At 67.0% G+C, this 12083-nt stretch carries 13 protein-coding genes; 4 read left to right on the top strand and 9 right to left on the bottom strand.

The window, feature by feature from the left end; translation table 11 throughout:
- Positions 1–17: 17 nt before the first annotated feature.
- Positions 18–1064 carry a rod shape-determining protein gene (locus GKE62_RS02340; protein ID WP_154690843.1) on the bottom strand — a complete coding sequence of 349 codons (1047 nt, stop codon included), beginning with the start codon at positions 1062–1064 and terminating at the stop codon, positions 18–20.
- A 190-nt stretch (positions 1065–1254) separates the two neighbouring features.
- Between GKE62_RS02340 and mutL the strand changes: the two genes are divergently transcribed.
- On the top strand, positions 1255–3093 hold the full coding sequence (gene mutL, locus GKE62_RS02335) for a DNA mismatch repair endonuclease MutL (protein ID WP_154690842.1): 1839 nt from the start codon (positions 1255–1257) through the stop codon (positions 3091–3093).
- A 127-nt stretch (positions 3094–3220) separates the two neighbouring features.
- The gene (locus GKE62_RS02330) at positions 3221–3697 is read left to right on the top strand and encodes a hypothetical protein (protein WP_154690841.1); all 477 of its coding nucleotides are present in this window, start codon (positions 3221–3223) and stop codon (positions 3695–3697) included.
- Positions 3698–3730: 33 nt separating this feature from the next.
- Here the strand turns inward: GKE62_RS02330 and GKE62_RS02325 are convergent, their stop codons facing one another.
- From GKE62_RS02325 to GKE62_RS02315, 3 genes are all read right to left on the bottom strand, one after another.
- On the bottom strand, positions 3731–4189 hold the full coding sequence (locus tag GKE62_RS02325) for a MaoC family dehydratase (RefSeq protein ID WP_154690840.1): 459 nt from the start codon (positions 4187–4189) through the stop codon (positions 3731–3733).
- Between the two features lie 104 nt (positions 4190–4293).
- Positions 4294–5541 carry a hypothetical protein gene (locus GKE62_RS02320; protein ID WP_230206867.1) on the bottom strand — a complete coding sequence of 416 codons (1248 nt, stop codon included), beginning with the start codon at positions 5539–5541 and terminating at the stop codon, positions 4294–4296.
- Positions 5542–5739: 198 nt separating this feature from the next.
- A complete protein-coding gene (locus GKE62_RS02315) occupies positions 5740–6477 on the bottom strand; it encodes a glutaredoxin (RefSeq protein ID WP_230206866.1) in 738 nt (245 codons plus the stop codon).
- A 77-nt stretch (positions 6478–6554) separates the two neighbouring features.
- On the opposite strand from GKE62_RS02315, the gene GKE62_RS02310 reads away from it, so the two are divergent.
- Complete coding sequence (locus GKE62_RS02310; protein ID WP_154690839.1) at positions 6555–6962, top strand: MerR family DNA-binding protein; 408 nt, start codon at positions 6555–6557, stop codon at positions 6960–6962.
- On the opposite strand, the gene GKE62_RS02305 is transcribed toward GKE62_RS02310, so the two are convergent.
- The 4 genes from GKE62_RS02305 to GKE62_RS02290 form a co-directional block, all read right to left on the bottom strand.
- Entirely contained in the window at positions 6952–7791 is an 840-nt protein-coding gene (locus tag GKE62_RS02305) for a DUF1206 domain-containing protein (RefSeq protein WP_154690838.1), read from the bottom strand. The genes GKE62_RS02310 and GKE62_RS02305 overlap by 11 nt on opposite strands.
- A 232-nt stretch (positions 7792–8023) precedes the next feature.
- A complete protein-coding gene (gene ychF / locus GKE62_RS02300; protein WP_154690837.1) occupies positions 8024–9124 on the bottom strand; it encodes a redox-regulated ATPase YchF in 1101 nt (366 codons plus the stop codon).
- 123 nt (positions 9125–9247) lie between these two features.
- Positions 9248–9820, bottom strand: coding sequence for an aminoacyl-tRNA hydrolase (gene pth / locus GKE62_RS02295; RefSeq protein WP_154690836.1), 573 nt, complete (start codon positions 9818–9820; stop codon positions 9248–9250).
- Between the two features lie 113 nt (positions 9821–9933).
- Complete coding sequence (locus GKE62_RS02290; RefSeq protein ID WP_154690835.1) at positions 9934–10554, bottom strand: 50S ribosomal protein L25/general stress protein Ctc; 621 nt, start codon at positions 10552–10554, stop codon at positions 9934–9936.
- Positions 10555–10738: 184 nt separating this feature from the next.
- Here GKE62_RS02290 and GKE62_RS02285 point away from each other — a divergent pair, with 184 nt between their 5' ends.
- Positions 10739–11167: a GFA family protein gene (locus tag GKE62_RS02285; protein WP_154690834.1), complete on the top strand. Its 429-nt coding sequence runs from the start codon at positions 10739–10741 to the stop codon at positions 11165–11167.
- A gap of 3 nt (positions 11168–11170) precedes the next feature.
- On the opposite strand, the gene GKE62_RS02280 is transcribed toward GKE62_RS02285, so the two are convergent.
- Positions 11171–12040 (bottom strand): TraB/GumN family protein, encoded by an 870-nt coding sequence (locus tag GKE62_RS02280; RefSeq protein WP_154690833.1) that lies wholly within the window; start codon positions 12038–12040, stop codon positions 11171–11173.
- Between the last annotated feature and the right edge of the window lie 43 nt (positions 12041–12083).

Here is a 12083-nt window from a genome sequence, read left to right as displayed (position 1 = left end):
GGCTGGGCGGGACCTGCTCACGCGGTCATCAGCACGCCGCGGTAGATCGGGTCTTCCATCGCCCGCCCGGTGCCCAGCGCAACGCAGCTCAGCGGGTCTTCGGCGACGGTCACCGGAAGCCCGGTTTCCTCGCGCAGGTACTCGTCGAGACCATGGATCAGCGCGCCGCCGCCGGTCAGGACGATGCCCTGATCGACGATGTCGGCAGCGAGTTCGGGCGCGGTGTTTTCCAGCGCAATGCGGACGCCTTCGATGATCGCCCCGATCGGTTCGGCCAGCGCCTCGGCGATGTTGGCCTGACTGATCGTGATCTCCTTGGGCACGCCGTTGACCAGATCGCGGCCCTTGATCGCGATCGTGGCGCCGACGCCGTCCGCGGGGACGATGGCGGTGCCATAGTCCTTTTTGATCCGTTCGGCGGTGGCCTCGCCGATCAGCAGGTTGTGGTGGCGGCGGACATAGCTGACGATCGCCTCGTCCATCTTGTCGCCGCCGACGCGGACGCTGGTGGTATAGGCAAGGCCGCGCAGGCTGAGCACCGCGACCTCGGTCGTCCCGCCGCCGATGTCCACGACCATGCTCCCGACCGGTTCGGTCACCGGCATGTCGGCACCGATCGCCGCGGCCATGGGTTCGAGGATCAGGTAGACCTGGCTGGCGCCGGCATTGCTGGCGGCGTCGCGGATCGCGCGCCGTTCGACCGAGGTCGAGCCGCTGGGGACGCAGATCACGATCTCGGGATAGCGCAGCAGGCTCTTGGATCCGTGCACCTTCTTGATGAAGTGCTTGATCATCTCTTCGGCGACTTCGATGTCGGCGATGACCCCGTCGCGCAGCGGGCGGATCGCCTCGATGTTATCCGGCGTCTTGCCCATCATCATCTTGGCGTCGTCGCCCACCGCCTTGACCCGCTTGATTCCGTTGATCGTCTCGATCGCCACCACGGACGGTTCGTTGAGGACGATGCCGCGGTCCTGGACATAGACCAGGGTATTGGCCGTCCCCAGATCGATGGCCATGTTCTGGGAACCAAACTTGAAGAATCGCGAGAACATCGACGGCATTCGGTAAATCCGTAGTCTGTCCAGCAGCTTACCGCATATGGTTGCGGGCAAGCCTGCGCCGGATTGGGCGGGGAAGGCGGCTCATTAACCGGGATAGCGGCGAAACGCTAAAATATTGTCGTTTACGCGCGGGTTATCCCCACTGATCGTCTCGAATATATGTTAGTTCGCCGCTAGTCTCGCACGCCTCATGCCCATCATCCGCCGCTTGCCCGAAACGCTGGTCAACCGCATCGCCGCGGGCGAGGTGGTCGAGCGCCCGGCGAGCGCGCTCAAGGAGCTGGTCGAGAACGCGCTCGACGCGGGCGCGACCAGCGTTTCGGTCCGGCTGGGCGAGGGCGGTCTGTCGCTAATCGAGGTCGCTGACGACGGCTGCGGGATGACGCCCGACGAGATCGCGCTGGCGCTCGAACGTCACGCCACGTCGAAGCTGCCGGGCGAGGACATCGAGAACGTCGCCACGCTCGGCTTCCGGGGCGAGGCGCTGCCGTCGATCGCCTCGGTCGCGCGGCTCACGGTGGAAAGCCGCGCGCGCGGCGCGGCCGAGGGCTGGCGGCGGGTCGTGGACAATGGCGCGGTGGTCGAGGAAGGCCCCGCGGCGGTGCCTCCCGGCACCCGCATCCGTGTCGAGGCGATCTTCGCCCGCGTCCCCGCCCGGCGCAAGTTCATGCGCAGCGCGCGCTCCGAATGGGCGGCCTGCCTCGATGCGGTGCGGCGCCTGGCGCTGGCCCGGCCCGATGTCGGGTTCACACTCGAGCACGACGGACGCCGCGCCTTGGCGGTCCAGCCGGGCGCAGGAGTTGCGGCGCGAGCGGCAGAGGTCATCGCGCGGGAGCTGGCGGATAACGCGGTCGCGATCGATTTCCGCCGCGGCGACCTGCACCTGACCGGGATCGCCGGGCTGCCGACCTACAATCGCGGGGTTGCCGACCACCAATATCTATTCGTCAACGGCCGCCCGGTTAAGGACCGACTGCTCGCCGGGGCGGTGCGCGGCGCCTATGCCGACATGCTCGCGCGGGATCGCCACGCGGTGCTGGCGCTGTTCGTCGCGGTTCCCAGCGGCGAGGTCGACGTCAACGTTCACCCGGCCAAGACCGAAGTCCGCTTTCGCGACGCCGCCGGGGTGCGCGGGGCGATCGTCTCGGGCCTGCGCGAGGCATTGGGCGGGGGTGACCGGCGCAGCGTGCAGGCGCCCGCAGGCGAGGCGATGCGGGCGTGGCGGCAGGAGCCCTTGGGGCAACCGCTCCACCCCGACCAGCGCAGCCATTCGATCTTCAGCGGGCGGGGGTGGGGCACGCCGCAATCCACCGGCGGTGCCGTCGGCCGCGTTAGCGAAGCGCAATCGCTTTACCGGGGTTACGAGGCGGCGGTCATGGACGCGGCCCCTCTCGCTCCTCTGGCCGGCCGTGCCGAACCCGCCGAGGCCGCGGTTCCCGACGGCGTCGCCCATCCGCTGGGGATCGCGCGCGGCCAGATTGCCGAGACCTACATCGTTGCCGAGGCCGCCGACGGCCTGGTGATCGTCGACCAGCACGCCGCGCACGAACGCCTGGTGCTCGAACGTCTGCGCGCCGCCGGGGCCGGGGCGCACGGCGCAAGCCAGGCGCTGCTCTTGCCCGAAGTGGTCGAACTCGACGAAGCCGACTGCGACCGGATCGAGGGACAGGCCGAAGCGCTGGGCGGTTTTGGCCTGGCGGTCGAACGCTTCGGACCCGCCGCGATGCTGGTCCGGGCCATGCCCGCCGCGCTTGCAGGCGGGGATCCGCATGCGCTGCTGCGCGACGTGGCGGACGATCTGGCTGCGAATGGAGACTCGCTGCTGCTCGGCGAACGGCTCGATCTCGTCCTGGCGACGATGGCCTGTCACGGCTCCGTCCGCGCCGGGAGAGTGCTGTCGGTTGCGGAAATGAATGCGCTGCTGCGCGAAATGGAGCAGACCCCACGCTCGGGCCAGTGCAACCACGGCCGCCCGACGTGGATCAAGCTGGCGATGGACGATGTCGAAAAGCTGTTCGGGCGGAAATAGCGCGCACCGTATTCACGGATACCCCCAAGCTCCGCTCATCCCGAGCGAAGTCGAGGGATCGCGCACGAGGACCAAGCATGGCGTGAGGTGGTTCGACTTCGCTCGACACGAGCGGGGTTGGGTTTCCGTGCTGGCTGTAACCGCACTCCTCGCAGCCTGCGGCCCGGACAAGACGGCCGCCCAGAAGCGCGCCGAGGACGACCGCGCGATCGCCCAGGTCAAGGCCGCGCAGGAAATCAAGCCGCCGCCCAAGCCGATCGACCCGCAACCGATCCTGTTCGGCGACATCCAGAAGTTCGATCTGTTCGGCGCAGGCTGCGCATTCGCGCCGGGCAGCAGCATGGGGGCGGTGCTGCTGACCCGCGAAAAGGTCGCCTACCTGCTGCTCGACGGCCATCCGGTGCGCTTTGCCTCCGATCCGGGCAGCGCCAAGCTGCCGCTTGGTACGTTCTCGCGGTATGTCGGCAAGGAAATGGCGCTGTCGCTGACCCGCACCGACAATGTGGCGGACGAGGTGACGCGTTGGCCGGGGCACCTGCTCGTCACCGACCCCTACGACCAGGTCGTCTACCAAGCCGACGGCCAGGTGCAGTGCGGTGCGTAAACCCTCCCCGAGGCAAGCTCGGAGAGGATAAGCTCAAAGCGGCGCGTCCTTGTCGCGCACTTCGACAAGTCCGATCGAAGACATCGACAGCACCGGCTCGTCGTGCTGGTTGAACACTTTCAGTCGCGACTTGAAGATGCCCATCTCGCGGCGGCTGGCGCTGCGCCGCTTCTCGAACACCTCGGTTTCGCAGCGCAGCGTGTCGCCGGGATAGACCGGCTTCAGCCAGCGCAACTCGTCCACCCCCGGTGAGCCGAGCCCGGCCTGCTGGCGATCCTTCAGGTTCTCGACCATCATCGCCATCGCCATTGCGCAGGTGTGCCAGCCGCTCGCCGAGAGGCGCCCGAAATGGGTCTTGGCCGCCGCCTCGTCATCGAGGTGGAAGGCCTGCGGATCGTACTTGCCCGCGAATGCCAGCACTTCCTCGCGCGTCACTTCGTACCGGCCGAAGGCGTGCTTCTGGCCGACGGGAATGTCTTCGAAATACTGCATTGAACCTCCCAGATCCGCTCAGGCCCAGCTTGCCGAAGCCGGCGGGCGGACATCCTTCGACAGGCTCGGGACGACCGGGTCAAGGTGTGGAAACGCCAGTTTGCTCAATCGCCGAAGCTGAGCTTCGCGAACAGCGTGTAGCCCATCGGATTGCTGCCATAGGCGGCGTCGAGGGCGTTCGGCTTGGCGAAAGCGGCGATGGTGCCACCCAGGGCCAGGTTCGCCGGCCCCAGCGGAAGGCGATAGGCGTAGCCTGCCTGGAACTTGCTTACCCGGAACTTGCGGTCGTGCAGCGGGTCCAGGTGATCGGGGAAGAGCTCGTCGTTCGCGACGTTCTCGACCCGCCCGAACAGCGTGTGGTGGCGGTCGATGTCCCAGTTGACCTCGCCCAGCCAGGCGGTGAGCGTCTCGCCGGGCTGGCGGTTCTTCGAACTGAACGCCGCCATCGCCGATAGCTCTTTGCCGTCGTTGAAATGCGCGCTGGCGGTGAAGCGGTTCTCGTCTTCGCCGGGGTGTTGCTCCTCGGGCTCCTTGAGGTGGCCGTAGCTGGCCTGCAAGAGGTACGCGGGCGAGGGCGCGAAACTGGCGCGCACGCTCCACGAATCGAGTTTGGGGGTCTCGATGTTCCAGCGGTGCTCGTCGGGCTCGCGGCCGCGGAAGGCGCTGGCTTCGAGCTGGAACGACTTCGCCGCGATACCGCCGGTCACAACGCCATAAGTGATGTGCGTCGAATCGAACCAGTGATGAGTGATCGGCGCTTCGGGATTATACCGCGCGCTGGCGCGGTGCATGAACGCGCTGGGGCCGAGTGCGGGTTCGCCCACCGGGCCGCCATAGACGAACGCGGTGACGTCTGGAGCGAGGTCCAAGTCGACCCGCGCCGACAGCTCCATGAACAGGTCGTGCGGATGCTGGCGATCGACCAGCGGCTGGCCATAGGCGACCTCGCCGGTGGCGAAGAGGTTGGGATAGCCATCGTGACGCATTGCCGGTTCGAGGCTGAGCATCGTCTGGGCAGTGAACTTGCCGCCCTCGAACGGTGTGGTGACCGTCGCCATCGCCATCGACTGGACATACACCTTTTCGTCGCCGCGCGGCCCGGTCTGGTCGGTGTAGACCCCCCAGGCATAGCCGTGGACCATCAGCGTGGTCTCGCCGCCGAGCCCGATCATCGCGCCGTGGTTCATCGTCTCGTTGGCGGGCAGGCGCGAGGTGCCCGAGCCTTCGCCGCCATGCGCCATGGTGGCATGGTCCATGGTGGCGTGATCCATCGCCGCATGATCCATAGCCGCATGGTCCATCGCCGCCATGTCGTGGCCCATCGCAGCGTGGTCCATCTGCGAATGGTCCATCCCTTCCATGGTCGGCGCAGGCGCAGGCGCCGGAGCTGGGGCCGGAGCCGGAGCCGGAGCCGGAGCCGGAGCCGGAGCCGGAGCGGGCATCGGCATCTGGTGGCCGCTATGGTCCTGCGCCAGCGCGGGCAGGGGGCGCGGCGAGGGCGAGCGCGGCGGCGCCGCTGAACAGGGCTTTCATTGTCATCTCCGGAAAAATCACATCGGCCGCCACAGCATCCACAGCGCCATCGCCACCATCGCCAGGTTCTCGCTCAGGCTCACGAAACCGAGAGGCACCCGGCTCGATCCGCCCACGCAGGCGCACTTGAGTTCGCGTTTGTCGACATAGACCGCCTTGAACACCGATCCCGCGCCGATCGTTCCGATGACCAGGGCGAGCGGGATCGAAAGCCAGGGCAGCGCGCGCGCCGCCATCAGCGCGCCCGCAGTGAACTCCGCGAACGGGTAGACGTACCCATAAGGCACCCAGCGTTTCGCCAGCAGGTCATAGTTGAGGAACATCGTCGAGAACCTCTCGATGTCCTGCAGCTTGAGCATCGCCAGCAGGACCATCGCGAACGAGACGAACCATTCGGCGATGCGGACGGGCTGGAGCGCTTGATAGGCTGCCCAGTCCGCGGCGAGAGCCAGCGCCAGCGCGGCGGCGAACACCGCCACCACGGGAACGTAGCTGACCGCGTCGGGATCGGCGACCTTCAGCCCGAGGAACCGGCGCAGATCGTCGTATCCGCCGACCCGCTCGCCATCGATGAAGGTCTGCGGGGTCGTCTTGACCGCATGCTCCGCCTTGAACCCGTCGGTTTCCGCGCGCGTCTTTAGCCAGCGGTCTTCGACCGCATAGCCGCGCCGCCGCAGCAGGTGCAGCGCCTTGAGGCCGTAAGGACAAGTGTGGCCCGGCATGACCATGCGGTACAGTGTGGCGGACTTGCTCATCGTCGATCCTGGGGGGCTGGTTTCGCCTGCAACGAGATCTGCCATAGCTTCCGTACCACGGTACGGAGTCAACCCCGATGGCGCTGACTATTTCGGAACTGGGAAGAAGCGCAGGGGTCGGTGTGGAAACCGTCCGCTTCTACCAGAGACGCGGTCTCCTGACCGATCCCCGGCCGTCGCGGACGGGGGGTGCGGCCGGGCGGCGGCATTACGGCGAGGACGACCTTCGCCGCCTTCGCTTCATCCGCTCGGCGCAGCGGGCGGGGTTCTCGCTCGATGAGATCGCCCGCCTGATCGAACTCGACCGCGATAACGATCGCGTTACCGCACAAGCGATGGCGCGCGAGCGGATTGCCGAACTCGATGCCAGGATCGCCGAACTCGAAGCCAGCCGCGATGCACTCACGCGGCTCGCAAAGGATTGCGCCGGGGGCGGCAAGGGGCCGTGCCCGATCCTGGCCGCGTTCGACGGGCTCAGAGCTTAGCCGCAACCTTCGCCCTTGCCGCGTGCGCCTTGCCCTTGGCCGCCCCCGCCACGTCGATCGCAGGCACGATCCGGTATTTCGCGAGGATCAGGCTGAACACGCCGAACACGATCAGTCCCACTGCGACCAGAGTGTAGAGCGTGGGGCTGGAATCCAGCAGCGAGGCGATCGCGGCGCCGCCGGCCTTGGCCTGGCCGGGATCGTTGGTCTGGGCGACCCGGACGAACGAGTAGGCGATCACCGCGAAGATCAGCCCGCGCGTGACGAGGCCGATCTGGCCGAGCGTCTTGGCGAAGGCGGGGGTGTCCGGTGCGGTCTGCTTCATATGGCTGCCCTTGAACGCCTTGCGCACCTGCAACCCCGCCGCCGCGAGAAATCCCGCCGCGACCAACCACAGCCCGAATACACCCAGATCGAAGTCGAGCAAGGTCTTGGCAGCCTCCTGACTAGTGCCGCTGCCGGTAGCGTTGCCCGATGGTTTGCCGCCGCCGAGGAACTGAGCCGCGGTGTAGGCGAGCAGGAGATAGAACAGCCCACTGCCGACTTGGGCCGCGCGGCCGGCGAGGCCCTTGGGCTCGTCGCCCTTGCCCTCGATGTCGAGGAAGCCGCTGGTCAGGCGGAACACGCCGTAGGCGAACAGGCCCAGCGCGAGCAGGGTCAGCAGCAGGTCGCCCATGGGCATGTCCTGGACCTGATCGAACACCGCCTTCTGGCCCTCGTCGGTCTTGCCCCGCGCCGACAGCGCGATCCAGCCGAACAGGATATAGACGATTCCGCGCGCGGCGAAGCCCGCCTTGGCCAGCCAGTCGAGCCGTGTGACGCGCGCCATGTCCGGTGTTCCTCATCCCTGTTGTGGGGAGGGAACGGGGGGGAAGGGGTGGTGGTTCCTGCGTGCCCTCGCCCCTTCAGGGGAGAGGATACGCAGGCTTGTGAGCGAAGCGAATTAGCCGAAGTTGGAGAGGGGCCGCAGCGGTGCGCTACGCTGCGGCCCCTCTCCAAGCTGCGCTAGCCGCGATGCGGCAAGCTTCGCTATCCTCTCCCCCTGACGGGGGCGAGGAACATCAAACGTTGAACTTGAAGTGGAGCACGTCGCCGTCCTGGACGACGTAGTCCTTGCCTTCCTGGCGCAGCTTGCCCGCTTCCTTGGCCGGGTTCTCGCCGCCCAGCGCCACATAGTCGTCGTAGGCGATGGTTTCGGCGCGGATGAAGCCGCGTTGCATGTCGGAGTGGATCTCGCCTGCCGCATCGGGGGCCTTGGCGCCGGTATGGACGGTCCACGCCCGCGCTTCCTTGGGCCCGACGGTGAAGAAGGTGATCAGGTGGAGCAGGTCGTAGCCCGAGCGGATGATCCGCGCGAGACCAGCCTCTTCCAGCCCCATCGCCTCTAGGAACTCGCCGCGGTCCTCTACCGGCATCGTCACGATGTCCGCCTCGATCGCGGCGGAGACCACCACGGCGTTGGCGCCCTCGGCCTTGGCCTTCTCGAACACCCGCGCCGAGAGCGCGTTGCCCTCGCCCGCGGCCTCTTCTTCGACGTTGCAGACGTAGAGCACGGGCTTGGCGGTGAGAAGCTGCGCCTGGGCGAAGACGCGCGCCTCCTCCTCGTCCTTGGGCGTCACCAACCGCGCGGGCTTGCCGGCGCGCAAGAGATCGAGAGCCTGGCCGAGCACCGAAGCGGTGATCTTGGCTTCCTTGTCGCCCTGCGCCGCCTTTTTCTGAGCGGCGGGGACGCGCTTTTCCAGGCTTTCCAGATCGGACAGCATCAACTCGGTCTCGACCGTCTCGGCATCGGAGATCGGGTCGATCTTGTTGTCGACGTGCTGGATGTCGTCATCCTCGAAACAGCGCAGCACGTGGACGATCGCGTCGACCTCGCGGATGTTGCCGAGGAACTGGTTGCCCAGCCCTTCGCCTTTCGACGCCCCGCGCACCAGCCCGGCTATGTCGACGAAACCGAGCTGGGTGGGGATGATCTTGGCCGATTTGGCGATGGCCGCCAACGTATCGAGCCGCGGATCGGGAACCCCGACGTTGCCGACGTTGGGTTCGATCGTGCAGAACGGATAGTTCGCCGCTTGCGCCGCCTGCGTCTCGGTCAAAGCATTGAACAGCGTCGATTTGCCCACATTGGGCAGACCGACGATACCGCATTTGAAACCCATAAAATCTCCCTCTCCCTTTCAGCGGAGAGGGTCGGGGAGAGGGGACTGTCTCGCCGACCCATGTCATCATCCGGAGAAGCGCAAGTCCCCCTCTCCCCACCCACTCCCCTGAAGGGGAGAGGGCTAATCCGTCGCCAGCCGCAGCGCCACGTCGTTCATGAACCGCACGTCGTCGCCCTTGGCCAGCCACTCGGCCTCCGCCGCCAGCGCGCCGAGCAGGTCGGCGAGGTTGTCGGTTTCGGCCTTGGCGTAGTTGCCCAGCACATAGCCTGTCACCCGATCCTTGTGCCCGGGATGCCCGATGCCGATCCGCACGCGGCGAAAGTCGGGACCGAGATGCTGGTCGATGCTGCGCAAGCCATTGTGCCCGGCGGTGCCGCCGCCGCGCTTCACCTTGACCTTGAACGGGGCGAGATCGAGTTCGTCGTGGAACACGGTAAGCGCGTCCACGTCGAGCTTGTAGAACCGCAGTGCCTCGGCGACCGAGCGACCGCTCTCGTTCATCCACGTCGCTGGCTTGAGCAGGAGTATGCGTTCGCCCCCGATCCGGCCGTCATGGAGCCAACCCGAGAATTTCTTCTGAACGGGACCAAAGCGGTGGACCTCGGCGATCGTGTCCGCCGCCATGAACCCCACGTTGTGGCGGTGCATCGCGTATGACGGACCGGGATTGCCGAGGCCGACCCAGAGCTGCACTTCCTACTCCCCTCCCGCTTGCGGGAGGGGCCGGGGGGAGGCCTAGTCCTGCAAGCGCCGGATGAGCCGCGCCCACCCCAAACCCCTCCCGCAAGCGGGAGGGGCTTAAGTGATCAAGCTGCCGGAGCTTCCGCCTCGGTCTGCGTATCGCCCTCTTCGCTCTTGAGGCCCGAAGGCGCGACGATCGTGGCGATGGTGAAATCGCGGTCGGTGATGGCGCTGGCCGAACCGGCAGGCAGGGTGACGTTGCTGATGTGGATCGAATCGCCGATGTCGAGCCCGGTCACGTCGATCCGGATGTCGTCGGGGATCTTGTCCGCGTCGCACACCAGTTCGAGATCGTGGCGCACGACGTTCAGCACGCCGCCGCGCTTGAGGCCGGGGGAATCGTCCTCGTTGACGAACAGCACCGGCACCGAGACTTCGACCGTGGCGTCCTTGGCCAGGCGGAGGAAATCGACGTGCAGCGGGCGATCGCTGACGGGATGAAAATGGACGTCCTTGGGCAGGGTACGGACGGTCTTGCCACCGACCTCGATCATCACGATCGAGTTGGTGAAGTGCCCGGTGCCGAGCATGCGGCGCAGCAGCCGCTCCTCGACGTGGATTCCCAGGGGTTCTTCCTTGCCGCCATAGACGACGGCGGGTACGCGACCTTCGCGACGCAGAGCGCGGGAGGCTCCCTTGCCAGCCCGCTCGCGCGCCTCGGCCGCCAGGGTGAGAGCTTCGCTCATAGCCGTGACCTTTCCGATTTACGGTGTTGATACCCCGCCGCGCCTCCAGGGATGACCATGGCGGGGAGCGGCGCCCTTAGGGGGGTTTTGGCGGAAAGGCAAGGCTGCATCAGCCGACCGGTGCTTGTCGCCCGAGCCGGCGAGGTATATTTTGGGACGGGCCGCCACAACGGAGCATCGAACGATGAGCGAGGCCTATTCGGGAAACTGCTTTTGCGGAGCCGTCTCGATCGAGGCGCAGGGAACACCGGCGCAGATGGGGTACTGTCATTGCACGTCCTGCCGCAGCTACGCGGGCGCGCCGGTCAGCGCGTTCACCCTGTGGTCTGCCGACCAGGTAAAGGTGGTCCAGGGCGAAGATAAGCTGGGCGGGTTCAACAAGACCGGGTTCAGCTACCGACGCTTCTGCTCCGCTTGCGGCGGTCATGTCTTGGTCGAACATCCAACGCTTGGGATGGTTGATATTCATGCCTCGACCATTCCCGGCCTGACATTCGAGCCCGCGGTCCATCTGAATTACGGCGAGCATGTCTTGCGGATGGTCGATGGCTTGCCGAAGCTGAAGGATTTCCCCGCCGAGATAGGCGGAACGGGGGAAGCGGTGCCGGAATAGCGGCTATTGCACGCGCTTGATCTCGTACCCCCGGGCCGCCAGCATCTGGGGCAGCCCATCGATGCCTGCGACATGCGCGGCTCCCACCGCCACGAACGGGCGCTTGCCTTGCCTTAGCATCGCGGCGATCTGCTCCGCCCAGTCCCGATTGCGCCCCACCAGCAAGGCTTCGCGCAGCCGCGGGTCGGCCATCATCCCGGCGTGCGCCTCGCGGTCGAGCGTGGCGACGTCGCCTTCGGCCCAGGCCTTGACCAGGCGCTTGTCGGAAACGTCGCCAGCGCCTTCTGCCACGATCGCGTTCAACAACGCGCGTTGCTCGCGCGCGGGTAGCGCATCGAAAAGCCCGAGCTGGCCCTCCAGCGTCTCCAGCCCCACCACCGGACGCCGTCCCGCGGCGGCCACCAACGCGCGGTCGGCGCCGTTGCCGGGGTCGTAGCCGTCCTTCGCCTCGAGCGCGAACGACAGAGTCAGCGCCGCCGCCCAATCCTCGAGGCTGGCGAACTGCGCGGGCTGGAGCCGGGTTTTCGCCATCGCTCCCTTCAGCGCCTCGCGCAGCGCAGGATCGACGCGCTGTTCCAGCGGCGGCTGACCCGGGGTGGTGCCAAGCCGCTGGAACGCCGCGCGCGCCGCGCTCTCGTCGCTGGGATCGACGATCTCGAGCACCAGCATGCCGCTGTCGGCGATCGCCCGGTCGATCGCCGGGGTCTTCCACCCCAGGCCGTCGGGCAGGGCGTGGACGGTGCCGAAGATATAGCCCGTCTCGCCCGCGGCGCCGGTGACTTGCCACAGCGCGGGGTGCGTGTGCTCGGCGGGCGCCGCATGGCACGCGGTGAGCGCCAAAGCGATGAAGACAGCGAATACCTTCGCCTTCACTCCCCGCCTCCGTTTGTCCTGAGCCTGTCGAAGGACCGCCCTT

The sequence above is a fragment of the Novosphingobium sp. Gsoil 351 genome, assembly GCF_009707465.1.
Classification (GTDB): Bacteria; Pseudomonadota; Alphaproteobacteria; order Sphingomonadales; family Sphingomonadaceae; genus Novosphingobium.
Note: the sequence above shows the minus strand (reverse complement) of the source record. Positions and strands in the feature narration are given on the sequence as shown.

Coding starts and splice junctions, on each gene's coding strand:
- GKE62_RS02340 (WP_154690843.1), bottom strand. CDS start 1,064: ATGCCGTCGATGTTCTCGCGATTCTTCAAGTTTGGTTCCCAGAACATG.
- mutL (WP_154690842.1), top strand. CDS start 1,255: ATGCCCATCATCCGCCGCTTGCCCGAAACGCTGGTCAACCGCATCGCC.
- GKE62_RS02325 (WP_154690840.1), bottom strand. CDS start 4,189: ATGCAGTATTTCGAAGACATTCCCGTCGGCCAGAAGCACGCCTTCGGC.
- GKE62_RS02320 (WP_230206867.1), bottom strand. CDS start 5,541: ATGGACCATTCGCAGATGGACCACGCTGCGATGGGCCACGACATGGCG.
- GKE62_RS02315 (WP_230206866.1), bottom strand. CDS start 6,477: ATGAGCAAGTCCGCCACACTGTACCGCATGGTCATGCCGGGCCACACT.
- GKE62_RS02310 (WP_154690839.1), top strand. CDS start 6,555: ATGGCGCTGACTATTTCGGAACTGGGAAGAAGCGCAGGGGTCGGTGTG.
- GKE62_RS02305 (WP_154690838.1), bottom strand. CDS start 7,791: ATGGCGCGCGTCACACGGCTCGACTGGCTGGCCAAGGCGGGCTTCGCC.
- ychF (WP_154690837.1), bottom strand. CDS start 9,124: ATGGGTTTCAAATGCGGTATCGTCGGTCTGCCCAATGTGGGCAAATCG.
- GKE62_RS02290 (WP_154690835.1), bottom strand. CDS start 10,554: ATGAGCGAAGCTCTCACCCTGGCGGCCGAGGCGCGCGAGCGGGCTGGC.
- GKE62_RS02285 (WP_154690834.1), top strand. CDS start 10,739: ATGAGCGAGGCCTATTCGGGAAACTGCTTTTGCGGAGCCGTCTCGATC.